Below are 20,624 nucleotides of genomic sequence, written 5' to 3'. Positions count from 1 at the left end.
TCAGCCCGCCACCGGACTGCGCCGGCGTGTCCCCCGTTGCACGCCGGCGCCGGTATCCCGTTGTTCCAGGCGGAGGAAGAGGTTGTGCAGCCACATGAGGCGGTGTTCCAGCCGTCCCATGGCCAGGGCCGCGGGGCGCACGCTGCCCGCCTCCATGGATTGCTCGCGCACCGCATCCACGAGGAAGCGGTTGGCCTCCAGGGGCTCCTCCGCCAGGATGCGGTTCATGGCCTGCAGCTCCTCGGCGGAGCAGCGCTGGAGGATGCGGGAAAGGGCGCGGATCTTGCGCGCCGGGGGAACCACCGCCCGCCGGGTCACGGAGTCCAGCCCGTTGCGTTCCACCTCCCGGCCGATCTCCGCATACAGGACCATGGCGGCCTGGATCCCGGGGCGGCAGGACGGCGGCAGGGTCTGGATGCCCACGGCCCCGCGCTCGTAGAGGACATCCGCCGCCGCCAGCAGGCGCTGCACCACCCGCCCCAGGCCCGGCGTGAAGCGGGGCTGGGCCAGGAAGGCCTCCGGGTCCACCCCCTCCTCATGCATCCACTCCAAAGGCAGATAGATGCGTCCATTGCGGGCGTCCTCGCCCACATCCCGGGCGATGTTGGTGAGCTGCATGGCCACGCCCATGTCACAGGCCCGGGCCAGGGCATCCGGGGAGCGCACCCCCATCACCAGGGTCATCATGGCCCCCACGGTGCCCGCCACCCGGGCCCCATAGTCCTCCAGCGCGGCCTGGTCCGGATAGGTGCGCCCGCCGGTGTCCCATTCGAACCCCTCCAGCAGGGCCTGGGGCAGGGCCTTGGGGATGGAGAAACGCTCCACCACCCGGGCAAAGGCCCGGTCCGCGGCAAAATCCCTGGGTTCGCCGGCATAGATGCGGTCCAGCCGGTCCTGCATGCGTTCCAGACCATCACCCCGTTCATCCAGATCGATGGCGTCGTCCGCCAGCCGGCAGAAGGCGTACATGGCCGTGGCCGGCTCCCGGATCTGCCGGGGCAGGAAGAAGGAGGCGGCATAGAACGAGCGCGAGCCGTCGCACAGCAGATCCCGGCAGGCGGCCAGGTCGGCTGTCCGGGTGGGTCGTCTTGCAGGTGCCTTGAAGCGGTTCATGCGCCCTCCTTTACACGCTGTGCATCAGGCACCACCTCATCCAGCACCTTGGCCGAAGAGATGACCCCCGGAAGCCCCGCCCCGGGATGGGTCCCGGCGCCCACCAGGTAGAGCCGGTCCACATCCTCGCTGCGGTTGCGGGGGCGGAAGGCGGCGCTCTGCCAGAGCACCGGTTCCAGGCCGAACCCGGCCCCCTGGAAGGAATTGAGTTCATCCTGGAAATAACGCGGCGTCACCACATGGGAGATCGCCACCTGGTTCTCCAGGTCCGGCAGGATGCTGGAGGACAGGAAGGATTCGATCCGCCGCCGGTAGGGCTCGGCCTGGGCCTCCCAGTCCACATCCGCCCCCAGATGGGGCACCGGCGAGAGGACATAGAAGGTGTCGCAGCCCTCCGGGGCCATGGAGGGGTCCGTCTTTGTGGGCCGGTGCAGGTAGAGGCTGAAGTCCTCCGCCAGCACCTTGCGCTCGAAGATGTCCTCGATCAGCTCCTTGTAGCGGGGGCCCAGGAGGATGGAATGATGGGGCACGTCCTCGTAGCGGCGCCGGGTGCCGAAGTACCAGACGAACAGCCCCATGGAATAGCGGGCCCGCTCGATGCGCCGATCGGTCCAGTGGCGGCGGTCCTTCGCGGGGATCAGATCGTGATAGGTGCTGGCGGAATCGGCATTGGAGACCACCACGTCGGCGGCAATCTCCTCCCCGGATTTGAGGCGTACCCCGCGGGCCCGGCCGTCCTCCACCAGGATGCGTTCCACCTCGCTGTCATAGTGGATGGCATTGCCCTGCCCCTGGATCAGCCCCACCATCCCCTTGACCAGACTGCCCGTGCCGCCCATGGCGAAATGCACCCCGAAGCGGCGCTCCAAAAAGGAGATCAGGCAGTAGACCGAGGTGGTGCGGAAGGGATTGCCCCCCACCAGCAGGGGATGAAAGCTGAGCACCTGACGCAGCCGCGGATCCCGGATGTGCTTCGACACCAGACCGTAGACGCTGCGGTAGGCCCCCAGGCGCACCAGGTCCGGCACCACCCGGGCCATGTCCGCAAGGGAGTTAAAGGGCACATGGGCCAGGCCCTCGAAGCCCACCTTGTAATTGGCCTGGCTGGCCTTCATGAAGGCGTCGTAGCCCTCCAGATCCCCGGGGGAGAAGCGCCGCACCTCCTCGCGCACCGCCTCGATGTCCGCCCAGTAGTTGAACACCTGGCCGTCGTGGAAGCGGATCTGGTAGAAGGGATCCATGGGGCGCAGGTCGATGTCCTCCTCCATGCGCCGCCCGCACAGCTGCCAGAGCTCCTCCAGGACGAAGGGGGCGGTGACGATGGTGGGCCCCGCATCGAAGACGAAACCGTCCCGCTCGTAGACATAGGCCCGTCCCCCCGGGCCATCCCGCTTCTCCAGCACCGTGACCCGGTAGCCCCGGGCCCCCAGGCGGATGGCGGCCGCCAGCCCCCCGAAGCCGCTGCCGATCACGACCGCATGGGGTCGCAGGTCATCATGGACACGGAACATGGCGCTGGTGGCAGGTACGGTGGACACATTTAACCCTGTCGATTGTCAGACTTGCGCGACAGTCTAGCAGGGGGGGCATACCCGTGCTAGCAGGAAACCTGATCCCGGTCATCCCCCTGCCCCTGCTGTGCTTGCGGGCCATGGGAAACACGGCGCTCCAACAGGGAGACCACGGTCCCGGGCCGCTCCTCATGGGCCAGGTGCCCCAGCCCCGGCAGGCGCAGGATCCGCGCCGCGGGGAGCCGGGCCTGCACCCGCGCCGCCTCCGCGGGCGGTACCGTGCGGTCATTCTCCCCCACCAGCAGCACCAGCTCGGTGGGCAGCCGCGGCAGATCCCGGGCCAGGGGCTCCAGATCCCAGTTCACCATCATGCGCAGGGCAGCGGCCACATGGCCGGGGCTTCTGACCAGGCGCCCGTAGAGTTCCACGCCGCGGTCATCCGGCACCGATCCCGTGCCCCGCAGCAGGTGCTCCACAAACCCCGGCTGCGCCGCCCGCCAGGCCACCATATGGGCCACCCCGGGCACGAGGGAGAGCATGCGGGCCGTGGTGGAGAAAAGCAGGGTCACAGCCCCGGGAAAGGGCATCAGGACACCGTTGACAGCGAACACCGCCTGCGGGCGCATGCCCCCGTCCAGGCACATGCGCGCCGCCACCGCGGCACCGGCGGAGTGGGCCACCACGAATTCAGGATGGGCCCCCAGGCGTTCCAGGAGGGCGGACAGGGCGGCGGCCATGCCCGGCAGGGTGAAGACCCGCGCCCCGGGTTCCAGGGGACGGGAGAATCCGTGCCCCGGCAGGTCCGGGGCGATGACGCGAAAACGCCGCGCCAGGGCGGGGGCCACGTCCCGCCAGCTGTGGGTGGCGGCGCCGGTGCCGTGGAGGAGCAGCACCGCCGGCCCATGCCCCAGGCACTGCACATGCCAGGACACCCCGCCGGCACGGACGAAGCGGCTGGAGCGGCGATGGGGCCAGTCGGCCCCGTCCCGCGCCCAGTCCGGCCCGCCGCCCATGGTCTGGCTCAGCCGGTGGCCGTCTGCACCGCGCTGGAGAGGCTGGCGGCGTCGGCGTGGGGCAACGGCAGGTACTGGGCATCCAGTGCCCGGGCCAGTTCCTGGGCGCTGCGCTGGGGACGGGGGGAGGTGTCCACCAGGATGGTCTTCACCCCCTGGCCCGCCAGTTCCCGGGCCGCGGCCAGGGCATCCTCGGTGGCCTTGGCGCGGCCGGTGGCACCGTCCCGGGCGATATTGGCACGGCCGTCGGTAAGGAAGACCGCCACGGGGGAATCCCCGCGGCGCTGCACCGATTCCGCCAGTTCCCGCACCGCGTCGATGGCGGCCGCCAGGGGCGTACCCCCGCCCCCGGGCAGTGCCGCCAGGCTGCGCTTGGCCCGCACCAGGGAGCGGGTGGGGGGCAGCAGCAGTTCGGCCCCCTGCCCGCGGAAGGCGATCATGCCGACGCTGTCACGGCGTACATAGCAGTCCGCCAGCAACAGTTCCACCGCCCCCTTGGCCTCCGCCAGGCGGTGCAGGGCGGCGGAGCCGGAGGCGTCCACGGCGAAGATGGTGGTGGTCTCGGTACGCTGCTTGAAGCGGGTGATGCGGAAATCGTCCCGGCGCACATGCACCCGGGGCCCGCGACGGCTGCCCTCGGGGTCCTCCGCCAGGGCATGGGCACGGCGCAGGGGCTGCCACGGGGCGGCCGCCCGCAGGGTCTCGATGACGTTGAGCCGGGCGCCGGCGCGCAGTTCCCCGCGGCGGGTGCCCACCGGGCGGCCCCGGCGGTTGCCCTGCTGCAGGGCACCGGCCTTGCCCGGCGTGGAGGAACGGGAACGGCTCCCCGCCCCCATCTTCAGCTGGGCCAGCAACCCCGCCGGCAGGGAGGCCTTGGCCGCCTCCAGCACCCGGTCCTCCAGGGGCTTGTCCATGTCGGCGGGGTCCTGATGCTCCTCCTCGGACGGCTCTTCCTGCTGCTGGTCTTCCGGCGGCGGGGGCTCCTGCTCCTGGGGCTCCTCATTCTCCTCTTCCGCGGCGGGCAGCATCGTGGCCCGCGGGGCCAGCACCAGCCGGGCGGCCAGGGTGGCATCCTCCTGGGAGATGGTATCGCGGCCGTCCAGGGCCGCCGCCGCCCGGGCCACCCGCAGGGCCAGGAAGGGAACGCGCAACGAGGCGATCCCCAGGGAAACGGCGGCACCGCACAGGGCCTCCAGGATCTCATCCCCCGCCTCCACGCTGGCCAGCCGCTGGCGCGCGGCCAGGACCTCGTCCGCCGTCCACAGGGAAGGGGCCACCTCGCGCGTGGACACGGGGATCAGATCCAGGTGGAAGGCCAGGCGGTCGGAGAGGACATGGGGCACCTGCTCCTCCTCGGCCACCCCCTCGTCCAGGGCCACCACACCGAAGCGGGTGGGCAGACGCATGCCCAGGCCATCCCGTTCCAGGCGCACCTCATGGGCATCCATCACCGCCGCCATGCGGCCGGCGGTGGCCGGTGTCAGGCGCTCGGCCATGGCCGCCACCACGACGCCGCCATCGCTCTCCGCCAGCAGCCCGCGCTCGGCGATGGGACGACCGGCCTTGAGGGTGGCGGCCAGGTCCAGACCACCCAGCAGGCGGCCATCGGCGATGTGCAACGGCAGGCGGCGCATGGGGGCGGATGCGGGCAGCAGCCCCCGCAACAGTTCCAGCCAGCGGTCCCGCACCGGACCGGCGTGGGCCTTCAACGCCACCCCGCCGCAACCGGCGGGGTCCACGGCGAACAGACCGGCGGCGATGCTGGCCAGCTCCCAGGGGGTCAGTTCCAGTGCCGCGGATTCGGTCATGCGCCGAACAGCTCCTCGATGGCACGGCCCACGCGGACATTGGAGCCGGCATCGTCCAGGGGATTGCGCCGCAGGCGGTGGCGCAGGGCCGGCGGAGCCACCCGCTTGAGATGTTCATCGCTCACTTCCCGGTCGCCGTCGAAGGCGGCCAGGGCGCGGGCGGCGCGGATCAGGGTCAGTTCCCCGCGCAGGCCGTCGGTACCCAGGCTCAGGCAGAGCTGGGCGGCCCGCTCCAGGGCGGCGTCGGGCACCACCACATCCGGCAACAGATCGCGGCCCGCCAGGATCTTGTCCCGCAGCGCCACGTCATGTTCCTGCCAGCGGGCGATGAAGGCCTCCGGATCCTTCTCGAACTCGTCCCGGCGGCGCACCACCTCCACCCGCGTCTTGAGATCCTCCGGGGTGCTGATCTCCACCGAAAGGCCGAAGCGGTCCAGCAGCTGCGGCCGCAGTTCCCCCTCCTCCGGGTTGCCGGAACCGATGAGGACGAACTTGGCGGGATGGCGCACACTCAGGCCCTCGCGCTCCACCACGTTCTCGCCGGAGGCGGCCACGTCCAGCAGCAGGTCCACCAGGTGGTCCTCCAGCAGGTTCACCTCGTCGATATAGAGGAAGCCCCGGTGGGCCCGGGCCAGCAGCCCCGGCTCGAAGGCCTTTTCCCCCTGGGTCAGGGCCCGCTCCAGGTCCAGGGCGCCCACGACCCGGTCCTCCGTCACCCCCAGGGGCATGTCCACCACCGGCACCGGCACCTTGTGGCTCTTGGGGGTCTCCCCCTCCCCCAGATGCTGGCAGGACGGGCACAGACCGGCGGGCTGGTCGGGGGCGCAGCCGTAGGGGCACTTCTCCACGGCCTCCATGGGCGGCAGCAGGGCCGCCAGGGCACGCACCGTGGTGGACTTGCCCGTGCCCCGGTCACCGAAGACCAGCACCCCGCCGATGCTCTGATCGATGGCGGAGATCAACAGGGCGAGCTTCATCTCGTCCTGCGCCACTATTGCGGAAAACGGAAAGGTAAAAGCCATGTCGTTCTTGTCTGCCTTAGATCGCGGACGGGCACGCGTAGGACGCCGTGCCCCTGCCGTGGTTTGAATTCGGCCCCGGAGCGCCGTGCCCCGGGCATGTGCGCCATCCCGCAGCGGCCGGGTCCTCAACGGCCCATGGTGCGCCCCGCACCGGAGGGGAAGCAGGCCGCAGGGGACTTGGGACCGCCGCATAAAGCGCGTAATGATCCATGAATCGGGACAAAAAACAAAGCCCGTCCAGCCGACGCAATTGACCGTGGTCAGCGTCGCCCGTCACCCCTCCTCGAAGTCCCGGCGGCCCAGCCGCAGCCGCAGCACGGCCCCGGCATCGGCCCCTGCATCGATGCCGTAGGGCAGGAAACCGGCCTCGTAGAAGAACAGGGTGGCGGGCAGGTGATCGCTGCAGACCCGGGCATGGGCCTCGCGGCAGCGGTGCTGGTGGAAGGCCTGCTGCAGGAGATGCCTGAGCAGAAGGCTGCCGATGCCGCGGCAACGGCGCTGCGGGTGCACCACCAGGTGTTCGATGAACGCGGCCCCTCCGGGCTGCGGGTCCCGCAGGGCCGCCAGGGCCACGATGCGCCCCCGCTCGGCACAGACGGCCACCTCCCGGCACCCGGCCAGGGCCGCCTCCAGCCATTGCGGATCCGGAGGATAGGGGGCCCCCGGAAAGACCCAGGCCAGTTCCCCGGGATGGGCCAGCAGGGCGGGGATCCCCTGCACGTCCCCCTCGCGCAGGGGGCGAATCTGGTTTCCCCGCCCCCACTGAACGGGGAAGCGGTGGCGGGCGGAAGGCGCGGGACGTGCCGCGGCCCCGCCCCGGGGTGTGGCATGGGGATCCTGCCGGTGACGCGGACGGATCAGGCTCATCTCCTCCCCCTGCGGCTGCACGGGTGATGTCTCGGTGGGCATCATCCTACGCCGCGGGGCCTTCCTTGGATAGCGGGGCGCCGCGGGGCCATGGCCCACCCGCACCACCGCGGGTACACTGACCCCGCATCCAACTCCCCCCGGCGCCATGTATCCGCTCCCCGAAGCCGTCGAACGGGCCTATGGCCAGTGCCTGCAGCAGGCCCGCAGCCATTACGAGAACTTTCCGGTGGCCTCGCGCCTGCTCCCCCCCCGGCTGCGGCGCCCGGTGGCGGCCATCTACAGCTTCGCCCGCCGTGGTGACGACCTGGCCGACGAGGGGGGTGGGTCGGCTGAGCAGCGGCTGCGGGGCCTGGATGACCTGGGCCGCAAACTGGACGCGGCCGCCGCCGGCGATCCGGACGAGGATGCCACCTTCATCGCCCTGGCCCATGCCATGGCGGCGCACCACCTGCCCGCACAACCCTTCCATGACCTGTTGCAGGCCTTCCGCCGGGACATCACCCAGAAGCGCTATGAGGACTTTGCCGACCTGGAATCCTACTGCCGCTGCTCCGCCAATCCCGTGGGACGACTGCTGCTGCACCTGTGCGACCGGGCGGATGCGGAACGCATCGCCCGCTCGGATGCGGTCTGCACCGCCCTGCAGCTGATCAACTTCTATCAGGATCTGGCGCAGGACTTTCACGAGCTGGGACGCATCTACATCCCCCGGGAGGAGATGCGGGCCTTCGGCGTGGACGAGGACCATTTCCGTCACCGCATCACCGACGACGCCTTCCGTGCCCTGATGCATCACCAGTTCCAGCGCGCCGGGGAACGGCTGCACCAGGGCGCCCCCCTCGGGGCCATGCTGCCGGGACGCATCGGCCTGGAGATCCGCCTGATCATCGCCGCCGGCGGACGGGTGCTGACGCGGCTGCGCCAGCAGGAGACGGACCTGTTTTCCCGCCCCCGCCTGCGGGGGGCGGACTACGGCCTCATCCTCCTGCGCGCCCTGGCCGGCCGGGCGTGAAACGGATCGTGCCCCCCATTTCCACCGCAGCCCTGTGGTAATTTATCCCCTCAACGGCAACCTGCATCCGGATCCATGACCCCCGACCAGTACTGCCAGAAAAAGGCCGCCGCCAGCGGCTCCAGCTTCTACTACAGTTTCCTCTTCCTGCCCCCGGAGCGGCGCCGGGCCATCACCGCCCTCTACGCCTTCTGCCGGGAGGTGGACGACGTGGTGGACGAATGCCGCGAACCGGACGTGGCCCGCAAGAAGCTGGACTGGTGGCGCGAGCAGGTGCGGGAGACCTTCGCGGGACGCCCCAGCCACCCGGTGGGCCAGGCCCTGCAGCCCAGTCTGGAACGCTTCCATCTCCCCCAGGAGCACTTCCAGGAGGTGATCGATGGCATGCAGATGGATCTGGACTTCGATGCCTATCCCACCTTCACCGAACTCTCCCTCTACTGCTACCGCGTGGCCAGTGTGGTGGGACTCCTGTCGGCGGAGATCTTCGGCTATCAGGACCGGGAAACCGCCCGTTACGCCCATGACCTGGGCATGGCCTTCCAGCTCACCAATATCCTGCGGGACGTGCTCGAGGACGCCCGCCGGGGTCGCATCTACATCCCCCTGGACGAGCTGGAGAAATTCGGCGTGGACCCGCGGGACCTGCAGCGCCCGCAGACCTCCGAACGGCTGCAGGCCCTGTTCGCCTTCCAGGCGGACCGGGCGCGGGAATACTACCGCCGCGCCTTCGCCCATCTGCCCGAGACGGACCGCTACGCCCAGCGCAGCGGCATCATCATGGCCGCCATCTACCGCAGCCTGCTGGACGAGATCGCCGAGGACGGCTACCGCGTACTGGAACACCGCATCCACCTCACCCCCCTGCGCAAGCTGTGGATCGCCTGGCGCACCGCCCGCCGGGAACGACGGCATCAGCGCCGCGGCGATCGCCCATGACACCCGCAGGGGTCTGCGTCATCGGCGCCGGCTGGGCGGGACTGGCGGCCGCCGTGCGCCTGACCCAGGCCGGCGAGGCGGTGACCCTGCTGGAGGCGGCACCCCACCCCGGGGGACGCGCCCGGGGCGTGGACCTGGCCGGGACCCGGCTGGACAACGGCCAGCACCTGCTGCTCGGGGCCTACGGCGAGACCCTGGACCTGGTGCGCGAGTTGGGGGTACAGGAATCGGCGGCCTTCCTGCGCCTGCCCATGGACCTGGGTATCCGCCGCGCCGGGTCAGCGGACATTGGCCTCTCCAGCCTCTACCTGCCCACCCCGCTGCACCTGCTGGGGGGGCTGCTCACGGCCCGGGGGCTGCCCGCCCTGGCACGCCTGCGGGCCCTGCCCGGCCTGGCCCGCCTCATGCGCTGGCAGGGACAGGAAGACTGTTCCGTGCTCGCCCTCCTGCACCGCTACCGCCAGCCCGGGTGCCTCATCGACGGCCTCTGGGCCCCCCTGTGCGTGGCCACCCTCAACACCGCACCGGAGCGGGCCTCCGCGCGGCTGTTCACGGCGGTCATGCGCGGGGCCTTCAGCGGGCACCGCAGCCACGCCGACCTGCTCATGCCCCGGGGGTCCTTGAGCGCCGCCCTGCCGGACCCGGCCGTGCGCTGGTTGCGCGCCCACGGCGCCCGCGTGCATACCCGCACCCGCGTGCAGGCCCTGCAGCCCCACCCCGGCGGCGGATTCACCCTGGCCCTGCGCGGCGGGGACACCCTGGCCGCAAAGCGGGTGGTGCTGGCCACCGCCCATCCCGAGGCGGCGCACCTGCTGGCCCCCCTGCCGGGCCTGGCCGATACGGTGGACCGCCTGCGCCGCCTGGAGACCGAACCCATCTGCACGGTCTATCTGCAGTATACCGAGTCGGCCCGGCTGCCCACCCCCCTGCTGGGTCTGCTGGGCACCACGGGTCAGTGGGTCTTCGACCGCCGCTTCGTGGGGGAACCCGGGCGCATGGCCGTGGTGATCTCCGCCTCCGGGCCCCACATGGCCCTGGACCGCCAGGCCCTGGCGGGGCGCATCCGGGAGGAACTGGCGGTCTTCTTCCCCGAATGGGGGCGACCACGGCAAAGCTGGGTGATCCGGGAACGGCAGGCCACCTTCCGCGCCGGGGTGGACTGCGACGCCCTGCGCCCGGACAACGCCACCCCCCTGCCGGATCTCTGGCTTGCGGGGGACTACACCGCCACGGGCCTGCCCGGGACACTCGAGGGGGCGGTGATCAGTGGGGTACAATGCGCCCGAGCCATGACCCAAACGACCCGAGGAACGACCCCCGCCCCATGACCGCACATCCCCTGCTCGATTATCAGCCGGCCCCGGACCTGCTCAAGGACCGGGTGATCCTGATCACCGGCGCCGCCGACGGCATCGGCCGCGCCCTGGCCCTGGCCAGCGCCCGGCACGGGGCCACGGTGGTGCTGCTGGACAAGGTCATCAAGCGCCTGGAGAAGGTGTACGACGAGATCGAGGCCGCCGGCGGTCCCCAGCCGGCCATCTACCCCATGAACCTGGAGGGGGCCACCGCCAAGGACCATCAGGACCTGGCGGACAACCTGGATGGTGAGTTCGGCCGCCTGGACGGGCTGGTGAACAACGCCGGCTGGATCGGCAGCCTCACCCCCATGCGCCACTATCCGCTGGAGCTCTGGGCACGGGTCATGGCCACCAACCTGAACGCCCCCTTCCTGCTCACCCACGCCCTCCTGCCGGTGCTGGAGAAGGCCCCGGACCCCAGTGTCGTGTTCTCCACCCATGACTGCCAGAAGGCCTTCTGGGGCGCCTTTGGCGTGGCCAAGGCGGGTCAGCTGGGGCTCATGCGCATCCTGGCGGCGGAATACCAGGGCAGCGAACGCATACGGGTGAACGGGGTGGACACCGGCCCGGTGCGCACCCACATGCGCATCGACCACTATCCCGGCGAGGCCCCGGAGAAGAACCCCCCGCCCGAGGAGGTGATCGCCCCCTACCTCTACCTGCTGGGGCCGGAGTCCCGGGGCACCACCGGCGAGAACCTCCAGCTGGCCTGAGGCGGCCTACGCCGTGCCCCCCACGGGGCATTCCCGGCGCAGGATACAGTCGCCGCAGCGGGGACGGGGCCGGCACACGGCCTTGCCGTGCTGCACGATCAGGGCATGCAATTCGTTGAACACCGGCACATCCGGCCCCAGGGCCGATTCCACACCGGCACGCAGGGTCTCGTAGGGGGCGTCGGCGGGGGCGAGCCCCAGGCGCGAGAACAGCCGCCGGGTGTAGGCATCCACCACGAACACGGGCCGCTCCAGGGCATAGAGCAGGATATCGTCGGCGGTCTCCGGACCAATGCCCTTCACCGCCAGCAACGCCGGACGCAGGCTCTCGGTGGGGCGTTCGCGCAGGGCCGGCTCACCACCGGCATCCAGCAGCCATTGACAGAAGGCCTGCAGACGCCGGGCCTTGACGTTGTAATACCCCGAGGGACGGATCCGCGCCGCCAGTTCCCCTTCCGGCAGCGCCAGCAGGGCGGCGGGTTCCAGGGGCCCGGCCTCCTTGAGGGCGGCGATGGCCCGTTCCACGTTGGACCAGGCCGTGTTCTGGGTGAGGATGGCCCCCACCATCACCTCGAAAGGGGTCTCCCCGGGCCACCAGTGCATGGGTCCGTGGTGGTCCGAAAGCAGGCGGAAGACCCGACGCAGGCGCCCGGGACTCATCGCCTGGGGGCGCGTCGCGTACGGGGTGGGCGGGCCATGCGGGGGGCGTGCTGGCGCGGCGCGGCCAGACCGGCGGCCTCGTACAGGGCCTGCATCTCGCCGGGCTCCAGGGCCCGCCAGCGCCCCAGGCGCAGGCCGGTGCCCAGGGCCACGGGTCCATAGCGCACCCGGATGAGGCGGCTGACGGTGATCCCCTCAGCGTTCCACAGCCGGCGCACCTCGCGGTTGCGTCCCTCCCGCAGGATCACGTGATACCAGTGATTGGCCCCGCTGCCACCGGCATCCCGGATGGCATCGAAGCGCGCCGGACCATCCTCCAGTTCCACCCCCTGGCACAGCCGCTCCAGCACCCCGGGCTCCACCGCCCCCAGGACGCGCACGGCGTATTCCCGCTCCACGCCCGCGGAGGGGTGCATGAGGCGGTGGGCCAGTTCCCCGTCGGTGGTGAACAGCAACAGCCCCGAGGTGTTCAGGTCCAGTCGGCCGATGCTCACCCAGCGCCCCTGGCGCAGCTTCGGCAGATGCTGGAACACCGTGGGCCGCCCCTCCGGATCCTTGCGGGCGGTCACCTCCCCCTCGGGCTTGTGATAGGCCACCACCCGGGCCTCGGGGGCGCGGGTGGACACCGGGCGCCCCTGGACGGCGATCTCGTCGTCGGGCCCGGCCTGATCCCCGGGCCGGGCCACGCGGCCGTTGATGGTGACCCATCCCTGGGCGATCCAGCGCTCCACTTCACGCCGTGAACCCAGGCCCGCCCGGGCCAGCATCTTGTGGAGACGTTCGCTCATCAGGTATTCCGTATGCAGGGAGATGGAGGGGCACCGCCCCTTGCCAGGGGACGGGGTGATCCAGTTTACTGACAGCCTTTTATTGTGCCACAGGCCCGGAACCATGCCCGAGACCCCCGAGTTCATCCCCGTCGCCATCGCCGTGCTCACCGTCTCCGACTCCCGCGGGGCCACCGAGGACCGTTCCGGGGCCGTGCTGGTGGAAGCCATCCATGAGGCCGGCCACACCCTGGAGGACCGCCGCCTGGTCCCCGACGACCGCTACCGCATCCGCGCCGTGGTCTCCCAGTGGATCGCCGACCCCCATGTGCAGGCCATCGTCACCACGGGGGGCACCGGGGTGACGGGGCGCGACGGCACCCCGGAGGCGGTGGCGCCGCTGCTGGACAAGCCCCTGGAGGGATTCGGCGAGCTGTTCCGCAGCCTCTCCTTCGCGGAGATCGGCGCGGCGGCGCTGCAGTCCCGTGCCCTGGCCGGGGTGGCCAACGGCACCTGGGTGTTCTGCCTGCCCGGTTCCCCGGGGGCCTGCCGCACCGCCTGGAACGGCATCCTGGGCCCGCAGCTGGACCGGCGCACGCGGCCCTGCAACCTGGCGGCGCTCCTGCCCCGGCTGAAGGAATAGGAGGGCCGCCGATGCCCCTCCCGGCTACGGTTCCCGGATTTCCGCCAGGGTGGGCAGATCGTCCAGGGAGGACAGGTTGAAATAGTCCAGGAAGCCGGGGGTGGTGGCGAACAGGGCGGGACGCCCCGGCACGTCCTTGTGGCCCACCACCCGGATCCACTCCCGTTCCGTGAGGGTGCGGATGATCTGGGAACTCACCGTCACCCCGCGCACCTCCTCGATCTCGGCCCGGGTGATGGGCTGACGGTAAGCGATCAGGGCCAGGGTCTCCAAGAGGGCGCGGCTGTAGCGGGGGGGCTTCTCCTCCCACAGCCGCGACACCCAGGGGGCCAGCTCCTCCCGCACCTGGAAGCGGTAGCCGCTGCCCACCTGGCGCAGGGCATAGCCCCGCCCCTCGCAGGCCTGCTCCAGGGCCGCCAGGGCCGCCTTCAGTTCCTCCCGCCCCGGACGCTCCACCTCCGGGAACAGGCCTTCCAGCTCCTTCAGGGAGAGGGGACGCTGGGCGGCCATGAGGGCCCCCTCCAGGATGCGCTGCAGCTCCTGTGGTGTCATGCCCCGTCCCCCGCCTGGGCCATCTCCCCTGCGGGGCGCAGATAGATGGGGGCGTACACCTCCGCCTGCACCCAGTCCACCATGCGGGCCTTGATGAGTTCCAGGATGGCCAGGAAGGTCACGACCACACCGCGGCGTCCCTCCTCCGGGGTGAACAGGGCACCGAAGGGCACCTGCCGCCCCCCCTCCAGGGCCTCCAGCACCCGGGTCATGCGCTCGCGCACGGACAGGGGCTCGCGCTGCACCTGGTGGTGGCTGAACATCTCGGCCCGACCCAGGACCTGTGAGAAGGCCCGCAGCAGTTCATCCAATTCCACTTGAGGCAGGGGACGGACCTGCTCCATGGGGGGCGGCTCCACCGCCACCTGGAAGAGATCCCGCTCCAGGCGCGGCAGCTGGTCCAGATCCAGGGCCGCCTGGCGGATGCGCTCGTATTCCTGCAGGCGGCGCACCAGTTCGGCCCGGGGGTCTTCCTCCTCCTCGGTCTCGGCGGGCCGGGGCAGGAGCATGCGTGACTTGATCTCCGCCAGCATGGCCGCCATCACCAGATACTCCGCCGCCAGCTCCAGCTGCAACTCGCGCATGAGTTCGATGTAGCGGATGTACTGGCGCGTGATCTCGGCGATGGGGATGTCCAGGATATCCAGATTCTGGCGCCGGATGAGGTACAACAGCAGGTCCAGCGGCCCCTCGAAGGCCTCCAGGATCACCTTCAGGGCATCCGGCGGGATGTACAGGTCCTGGGGAACGCAGGTGAGGGGTTCCCCCCGGACCCGCGCCAACGGCAGATCGGATGCAGCCTGCCCCCCGCCCTGTGGGGGCGGAGGGGTTTCCTCGGCCGGCTTGGCCCCCGTCTCCTCCATGGCCTTCAGCGGTAACCCAGGCCCATGGCCCGACGCACCTCCTCCAGGGTATCCCGGGCGATGTCCCGGGCCGCCTCGCAGCCCTCGGCCACCACGGAACGCACCAGATTGGGATCGCTCTCGTACTCCCGCGCCCGCTCCTGCATGGGCTTGAGCTCGGCCAGGACCGCATCCACCACGGGCCGCTTGCACTCCAGGCAGCCGATGCCGGCGCTGCGGCAACCCTCCTGCACCCAGGCGTGCACCGACTCATCGGTATAGACCTGGTGCAGCTGCCATACCGGGCACTTGTCCGGATCCCCCGGATCGCTGCGGCGCACCCGCGCCGGGTCGGTGGGCATGGTGCGGATCTTCTTCTCCACGTCCTCGGGTTCATCCCGCAGGGCGATGGTGTTGCCGTAGGACTTGGACATCTTCTGCCCGTCCAGGCCCGGCATGCGGGAGGACTTGGTGAGCAGCGGCGCCGGCTCCGGCAGGATGATGCGACCGCCCCCCTCCAGGTAACCGAACAACCGCTCCCGGTCCCCCAGGGAGATATTCTGCTGCGTCTCCAGCAGGGCCCGGGCCACGTCCAGGGCCTCCTCCTCACCCTTTTCCTGATAGCGGCGGCGCAGGTCACGGTACATGCGGGCGTTCTTCTTGCCCATCTTGTCCACCGCCGCCTCGGCCTTCTCCTCGAAACCCGGCTCGCAGCCGTAGAGGTGGTTGAAGCGCCGGGCCACCTCCCGGGTCACCTCCAGGTGCGAGACCTGATCCTCGCCCACCGGCACCAGACCCGCCTTGTAGATGAGCACGTCGGCGCTCTGCAACAGCGGATAGCCGAGAAAGCCATAGGTGGCCAGATCCCGTTCCCGGAGCTTTTCCTGCTGGTCCTTGTAGGTGGGCACCCGCTCCAGCCACCCCAGGGGGGTGATCATGGACAGCAGGAGATGCAGCTCGGCGTGCTCCGGCACCCGGGACTGGATGAAGATCCGGGAGGAGCCGGGGCTGACCCCCGCCGCCAGCCAGTCCACCACCATCTCCCAGACGCTCTCCCCCAGGATCCGGGGATCCTCGTAGTGGGTGGTGAGGGCGTGCCAGTCGGCGACGAAGTAGAAGCACTCGTAGGCGTGCTGCAGTTCGACCCAGTTCTTCAGTACGCCGTGGTAGTGGCCCAGGTGCAGGCGGCCCGTGGGGCGCATGCCCGACAGGACCCGCTGATGTTGTGTCGGCAGGGAACTCAAGGGGACTCCTCGCACATTGACGTCAGTGGTGGATGATCTTCACGGCCATGGGGTTACGGGCGCCAGGCGGGCAGACCGAACAGGAGGCGGATGGCATCCGTCAGGGCCCCTGCCAGTGGGAACAAAACGGCCCCCAGCACCCCCGTGAACAGCAGCCCCAGGACGATGATCAGGCCATAGGGCTCGATGCGATCATAGCCCGCGGCGAGCCGGGGCGGCAGGAAACCGGCCACCACCCGCCCCCCGTCCAGGGGCGGCAGCGGCAGCAGGTTGAGCACCATCAGCAGGATATTGACGGTGATGCCGGCGATCCCCATGTACAGCAGGGGCATCGCCGCCCAGTCCAGGCTCCCCTGGAGCATCAGGGCCAGTTTCATCACCAGGGCCCAGAACAGGGCCATGAGCAGGTTGGCGGCGGGACCGGCCACGGCCACCCAGGCCATGCCCCGGCGGGGATGGCGCAGATTGTTCACGTTCACCGGCACGGGCCGGGCCCAGCCGAAGATGAACGGCGGGGCCGCCGTGAGCACGGCCAGCACCAGCAGCCCCGCCGGCACCAGCAGGGTGCCCACCGGATCGATGTGCCGCAGGGGGTTCAGGGTGAGCCGGCCCAGCATACGCGCCGTGGGATCCCCCAGCTTTCCGGCCACGAAGCCGTGGGCCGCCTCGTGCAACGTGATGGCGAACAGGACCGGCAGGGCGGCCACGGCGATCACCGGCAGGATCTGATCCATCAGTCGGTCCCCGTCTCCTCGACCCCCGGGGGTACCTCCCCCTTGCCCCGGCGCAGGAGCCGGGGCACCTCCCCTTCGAAGTCGATCACTGTGGTGGGCTCCAGCCCGCAGGGACCGCCGTCGATCACCAGATCCACCAGGGGGGCCATGCGCTCGCGGATATCGACGCTGTCCGCCAGCGGCAACTCGTCCCCCGGGAGCTGCAGGGTGCTGCTCATCAAAGGCTGGCCCACCGCCTCCAGCAGATCCCGGGCGATGGGATGATCGGGCACCCGCAGCCCCACGGTCTTGCGTTTGGGGTGCTGCAGGCGCCGCGGCACCTCATGGGTGGCCTTGAGGATGAAGGCGTAGGGGCCCGGGGTGATGGCCTTGAGGAAGCGGTAGGCGGTGTTGTCCACCTTGGCGTAGGTGGCGATCTCGGACAGATCCCGGCACACCAGGGTCAGATGGTACTGATCATTCAGCTGGCGGATGCGGCGGATGCGCTCCATCCCCTCCTTGTTCCCCAGGGCACAGCCCAGGGCATAGCAGGAGTCCGTGGGATAGACGATGACGCCGCCCTCCCCGATCACCTCCGCCGCCTGGCGGATGAGGCGTGCCTGGGGGGTCTCCGGATGGATCTCGAACACGCGGCTCATGGGGCCCCTCCCGGGGTTTGGGTCACAGGCCGTTATCCTACCAGATCCCGGGCCCCGTTCCGTGGCCCTGTTTTCCCGGCGGGCGCTGCGTTACCCTTTCAGCGCAAAGAAGGCGACAACGCCCCGGGAGGAGATGGCGAATGCTGTACGCGATCATCAGTCAGGATGTGGAGGACAGCCTGGAGCGCCGGCAAGCGGCGCGTCCCGCCCACCTGGAACGCCTGCAGGCCCTGCAGGACGCCGGTCGCCTGGTGCTGGCCGGTCCCTGCCCGGCGGTGGACGCCCCCGACCCCGGTCCGGCCGGCTTCACCGGCAGCCTGGTGGTGGCCGAATTCGACTCCCTGGAGGCGGCCCGCGCCTGGGCCGACGACGATCCCTACATGGCCGCGGGGGTCTACGCCCAGGTCACTGTCAAACCCTTCAAGAAAGTCTTTCCCTGATCCAGAGAGGACGCGCAGAGCCCATGACCCGATTCAGATATGCCGCCCTGGCGGCCGCCGTCACCCTCACCCTCAGTGCCTGCTCCCAGGACCCGGAATCGGCCTCTTCCACCGCCGATGCGGTGGCCGTGGTCAACGATGTGCCCATCAGTGAGCAGGAACTCCAGGCCTTCATCGACTTCCGCGGCATGGCCGGCCACGGTGCGGGCCAGGCCCCTTCCCGGGATGCCGCCCTGGAGGAGATGGTGAACATGGAGCTGCTGCGCCAGGAGGCCCTGGAACGCGGCCTGGACGAGGATCCCGGGGTCCGGGACCAGCTGGAGCGCACCCGCACCAACCTGCTGGTGAACACCCTGGTGGAGCGCTACGTGGATGACCTGGATCTCTCCGAGGAGGCCCTGCGCCAGGAGTACGAGCGTCAGGTGGCGGCCATGGAGACCCGGGAATACCGGGCGCGGCATATCCTGGTGGATGACCGGGAGACGGCCGTGGAGATGATCGCCGCCCTGGACAACGGCGCGGCCTTCACGGATCTGGCCCGGGAGCACTCGGGGGATCCCACCGCCGAGGCCGGCGGCGATCTCGGCTGGTTCACCCCCGGGGAGATGGTGCCGGCCTTCTCCGAGGCGGTGCAGGGCCTGGAGGATGGGGAATACACCTCCGAGCCCGTGGAGACCCGCTTTGGCTGGCATGTGATCCTGCGGGAGGACAGCCGGGAACGCACGCCGCCGGAATTCGAATCGGTGCGCGGGCGCATCCAGCAGATCCTGGCCACCCGGGCCCTGCAGGACTATGTGGAGGAGCTGCGTACCGGAGCGGACATCGAGATCCGCGACGGTGGGAGCGGCAACCCAGGAGGCACGGCCGGGACCCCGGCGATGGAAACGGCACCCCAGGGTGACGCGACTGCGCAGGATGGGGCGGATTCAGCCGCCGACTCCGACTGACCCTCCTTTGACCCATCGGTCCGGTCGGCGCACCTTCCCCGACGCCGACCGGGCCATGTTCCATCCGCTCCACCGGGGCCGACCCGCATGCGGCGGGACCCCATGAATCCCTCCATGGAGGCTTGCGCGCCGCCTCCCCGGGGCCATCTGGCTTCGGGATGCCCCGCCCACCGGGGCCGGACCCCCTGCGGCGGGACGCCATGCATCCCTCCATGGAGGCTTGCACGCCGCCTCCCCGGGGCCATCTGGCTTCGGGATGCCCCGCCCACCGGGGCCGGACCCCCTGCGGCGGGACGCCGTGAATCCCTCCATGGAGGCTTGCGCGCCGCCTCCCTGCGGCGCACACCCGCCTTCGGGGGTCCGGCCCCGGTGGGCTCCCTGGCCCTTTGGCCCTTCAGGTGATTGGCTCGTTGCCGACCGATCCCGGGGACGATGGAACATCCGGGTCATTCCCGGATCAGCCGTTCCAGGGCCCGGGTGCGTTCCTGCAGCAGTGCCGTGTCTCCCCGGGTCTCCACGTTGAGGCGCAGGACCGGCTCGGTGTTGGAGCTGCGCAGGTTGAAGCGCCAGTCGCGAAAGGCCATGCTCAGGCCGTCGGTCTCGTCCACTTCGGGCCCGTGGGGGGCAAAGGCGGTGCGTACCCGGGCCATGACGGCGTCCGTGTCCGGGACACGGAAATTGATCTCGCCGCTGCAGGGGTAGGCGCGCTGGCGCTCGGCCACCAGGGCCGAGAGGGGGCGGCCGGTGATGCTGATGCGTTCGGCGGCCAGCAGCCAGGGGATCATGCCGCTGTCGCAGTAGGAAAAGCCGCGGAAGTAGTGGTGGGCGGACATCTCCCCGCCGTAGACCGCGTCCTCCCGGCGCATGCGTTCCTTGATGAAGGCGTGTCCGGTCTTGCTCATCACCGCCACGCCCCCCGCCGCGCGGACCATGTCCCGGGTGTTCCACACCAGACGGGGATCGTGGATGATGCGCCCGCCGGGGGCCTTCTCCAGCATCTGCGCCGCCAGCAGGCCCACCATGTAGTAGCCCTCAATGAAGCCGCCGTTTTCGTCAAACAGGAAGCAGCGGTCGAAGTCCCCGTCCCAGGCGATGCCCAGGTCGGCGCCATGGACCCGCACGGCCTGGGCGGTGACCTCCCGGTTCTCCGGCAGCAGGGGATTGGGGATGCCGTTGGGGAAATGCCCGTCCGGGGCGTGCTGGATGCGGGTGACCCGGAACGGCAGATGTGCCGCCAGGGCGTCGAAGGTGGGCCCGGCGGCGCCGTTGCCGGCGTTCACCACCAGATGCAGCGGCTGCAGGCGGTCCCGGTCCACAAAACCGAGGATGCGCTGCACATAGCCGGCGGTGACCTCCAGAGGCCGGTCCTCGCCGGGTGTGGCGGCGGTCGTGTGCAGATCCCCGGAGGCCGCCAGGCGGCCGATGTCCGCAAGGCCGCTGTCGCCGCTGACGGGCACGGCGCCGGCCCGCACCAGTTTCATGCCGTTGTAGTCCATGGGGTTGTGGCTGGCGGTGACCATGATGCCGCCCCCCATCCCTTCCAGGGAGGCGGCGTGGTAGACCGTCTCCGTGCCACACAGCCCCAGGGAACGGGTGTCCACCCCGGCCTCGTTGAGCCCGCGCACCAGGGCCCGGGCCAGACCGGGACTGGAGAGACGGATGTCCTCCCCCACGGCCACGGGTCCGCGGGGGGCGATCACCCGGGCATAGGCCTGGCCGATGCGCCGGGCCAGGTCCGCGTCCAGCTCGTCAGGGACGCGGCCGCGGATGTCATAGGCCTTGAAACAGGGGGGCATGG

At 70.5% G+C, this 20,624-nt stretch carries 21 protein-coding genes; 7 read left to right on the top strand and 14 right to left on the bottom strand.

Annotated elements, in window-relative coordinates; translation table 11 throughout:
* From CKO33_RS00540 to CKO33_RS00515, 6 genes are all read right to left on the bottom strand, one after another.
* Positions 1 to 1,113 carry a phytoene/squalene synthase family protein gene (locus CKO33_RS00540; RefSeq protein ID WP_200178200.1) on the bottom strand — a complete coding sequence of 371 codons (1,113 nt, stop codon included), beginning with the start codon at positions 1,111 to 1,113 and terminating at the stop codon, positions 1 to 3.
* A complete protein-coding gene (locus CKO33_RS00535) occupies positions 1,110 to 2,624 on the bottom strand; it encodes a phytoene desaturase (protein ID WP_200178403.1) in 1,515 nt (504 codons plus the stop codon). The genes CKO33_RS00540 and CKO33_RS00535 overlap by 4 nt, the downstream gene beginning before the upstream one ends.
* 86 nt (positions 2,625 to 2,710) lie before the next feature.
* On the bottom strand, positions 2,711 to 3,637 hold the full coding sequence (gene bchO, locus CKO33_RS00530; RefSeq protein WP_200178199.1) for an alpha/beta fold hydrolase BchO: 927 nt from the start codon (positions 3,635 to 3,637) through the stop codon (positions 2,711 to 2,713).
* Between the two features lie 8 nt (positions 3,638 to 3,645).
* On the bottom strand, positions 3,646 to 5,445 hold the full coding sequence (locus CKO33_RS00525; protein WP_200178197.1) for a magnesium chelatase subunit D: 1,800 nt from the start codon (positions 5,443 to 5,445) through the stop codon (positions 3,646 to 3,648).
* On the bottom strand, positions 5,442 to 6,467 hold the full coding sequence (gene bchI, locus CKO33_RS00520) for a magnesium chelatase ATPase subunit I (protein WP_200178195.1): 1,026 nt from the start codon (positions 6,465 to 6,467) through the stop codon (positions 5,442 to 5,444). Before bchI ends, CKO33_RS00525 begins: the two co-directional genes overlap by 4 nt.
* Positions 6,468 to 6,740: 273 nt before the next feature.
* Positions 6,741 to 7,355: a GNAT family N-acetyltransferase gene (locus tag CKO33_RS00515; RefSeq protein ID WP_200178193.1), complete on the bottom strand. Its 615-nt coding sequence runs from the start codon at positions 7,353 to 7,355 to the stop codon at positions 6,741 to 6,743.
* Positions 7,356 to 7,482: 127 nt separating this feature from the next.
* Between CKO33_RS00515 and hpnC the strand changes: the two genes are divergently transcribed.
* From hpnC to CKO33_RS00495, 4 genes are all read left to right on the top strand, one after another.
* Positions 7,483 to 8,349: a squalene synthase HpnC gene (gene hpnC, locus CKO33_RS00510; protein WP_200178191.1), complete on the top strand. Its 867-nt coding sequence runs from the start codon at positions 7,483 to 7,485 to the stop codon at positions 8,347 to 8,349.
* A 75-nt stretch (positions 8,350 to 8,424) separates the two neighbouring features.
* Positions 8,425 to 9,288, top strand: coding sequence for a presqualene diphosphate synthase HpnD (gene hpnD / locus CKO33_RS00505; RefSeq protein ID WP_200178189.1), 864 nt, complete (start codon positions 8,425 to 8,427; stop codon positions 9,286 to 9,288).
* Positions 9,285 to 10,616, top strand: a complete 1,332-nt coding sequence (gene hpnE, locus CKO33_RS00500) for a hydroxysqualene dehydroxylase HpnE (RefSeq protein WP_200178182.1) — start codon at positions 9,285 to 9,287, stop codon at positions 10,614 to 10,616. The genes hpnD and hpnE overlap by 4 nt, the downstream gene beginning before the upstream one ends.
* Positions 10,613 to 11,359: a YciK family oxidoreductase gene (locus CKO33_RS00495; RefSeq protein WP_200178180.1), complete on the top strand. Its 747-nt coding sequence runs from the start codon at positions 10,613 to 10,615 to the stop codon at positions 11,357 to 11,359. The genes hpnE and CKO33_RS00495 overlap by 4 nt, the downstream gene beginning before the upstream one ends.
* A gap of 6 nt (positions 11,360 to 11,365) precedes the next feature.
* Here the strand turns inward: CKO33_RS00495 and CKO33_RS00490 are convergent, their stop codons facing one another.
* Positions 11,366 to 12,019 (bottom strand): endonuclease III domain-containing protein, encoded by a 654-nt coding sequence (locus CKO33_RS00490; protein WP_200178178.1) that lies wholly within the window; start codon positions 12,017 to 12,019, stop codon positions 11,366 to 11,368.
* On the bottom strand, positions 12,016 to 12,807 hold the full coding sequence (gene rluB, locus CKO33_RS00485; RefSeq protein WP_200178176.1) for a 23S rRNA pseudouridine(2605) synthase RluB: 792 nt from the start codon (positions 12,805 to 12,807) through the stop codon (positions 12,016 to 12,018). Before rluB ends, CKO33_RS00490 begins: the two co-directional genes overlap by 4 nt.
* Before the next feature lie 103 nt (positions 12,808 to 12,910).
* On the opposite strand from rluB, the gene moaB reads away from it, so the two are divergent.
* The gene (gene moaB / locus CKO33_RS00480; protein ID WP_200178175.1) at positions 12,911 to 13,429 is read left to right on the top strand and encodes a molybdenum cofactor biosynthesis protein B; all 519 of its coding nucleotides are present in this window, start codon (positions 12,911 to 12,913) and stop codon (positions 13,427 to 13,429) included.
* Positions 13,430 to 13,453: 24 nt separating this feature from the next.
* Here the strand turns inward: moaB and scpB are convergent, their stop codons facing one another.
* Genes scpB through CKO33_RS00455 form a run of 5 tightly spaced genes read right to left on the bottom strand, consistent with a single transcriptional unit; the run spans position 13,454 to position 17,439 of the window.
* Positions 13,454 to 13,981, bottom strand: coding sequence for an SMC-Scp complex subunit ScpB (gene scpB, locus CKO33_RS00475; RefSeq protein WP_200178174.1), 528 nt, complete (start codon positions 13,979 to 13,981; stop codon positions 13,454 to 13,456).
* On the bottom strand, positions 13,978 to 14,844 hold the full coding sequence (locus CKO33_RS00470) for a segregation and condensation protein A (protein ID WP_200178171.1): 867 nt from the start codon (positions 14,842 to 14,844) through the stop codon (positions 13,978 to 13,980). The genes scpB and CKO33_RS00470 overlap by 4 nt, the downstream gene beginning before the upstream one ends.
* Positions 14,845 to 14,849: 5 nt before the next feature.
* Positions 14,850 to 16,067 carry a tryptophan--tRNA ligase gene (locus CKO33_RS00465; RefSeq protein ID WP_200178170.1) on the bottom strand — a complete coding sequence of 406 codons (1,218 nt, stop codon included), beginning with the start codon at positions 16,065 to 16,067 and terminating at the stop codon, positions 14,850 to 14,852.
* 53 nt (positions 16,068 to 16,120) lie between these two features.
* Entirely contained in the window at positions 16,121 to 16,801 is a 681-nt protein-coding gene (locus CKO33_RS00460; RefSeq protein WP_200178169.1) for a site-2 protease family protein, read from the bottom strand.
* Entirely contained in the window at positions 16,801 to 17,439 is a 639-nt protein-coding gene (locus tag CKO33_RS00455) for an L-threonylcarbamoyladenylate synthase (RefSeq protein WP_200178168.1), read from the bottom strand. The genes CKO33_RS00460 and CKO33_RS00455 overlap by 1 nt, the downstream gene beginning before the upstream one ends.
* Positions 17,440 to 17,579: 140 nt before the next feature.
* Between CKO33_RS00455 and CKO33_RS00450 the strand changes: the two genes are divergently transcribed.
* Positions 17,580 to 17,879, top strand: a complete 300-nt coding sequence (locus tag CKO33_RS00450) for a YciI family protein (protein WP_200178163.1) — start codon at positions 17,580 to 17,582, stop codon at positions 17,877 to 17,879.
* 23 nt (positions 17,880 to 17,902) lie between these two features.
* On the top strand, positions 17,903 to 18,826 hold the full coding sequence (locus CKO33_RS00445) for a peptidylprolyl isomerase (RefSeq protein ID WP_200178162.1): 924 nt from the start codon (positions 17,903 to 17,905) through the stop codon (positions 18,824 to 18,826).
* Between the two features lie 446 nt (positions 18,827 to 19,272).
* Here CKO33_RS00445 and CKO33_RS00440 read toward each other — a convergent pair whose 3' ends face one another.
* Positions 19,273 to 20,622 (bottom strand): phosphohexomutase domain-containing protein, encoded by a 1,350-nt coding sequence (locus CKO33_RS00440; protein ID WP_200178161.1) that lies wholly within the window; start codon positions 20,620 to 20,622, stop codon positions 19,273 to 19,275.
* Positions 20,623 to 20,624 lie beyond the last annotated feature (2 nt).

Source organism: Ectothiorhodospira mobilis, assembly GCF_016584115.1.
GTDB classification, from domain to species: Bacteria; Pseudomonadota; Gammaproteobacteria; order Ectothiorhodospirales; family Ectothiorhodospiraceae; genus Ectothiorhodospira; species Ectothiorhodospira mobilis.
This window is presented reverse-complemented; position numbering and strand designations above follow the sequence as displayed.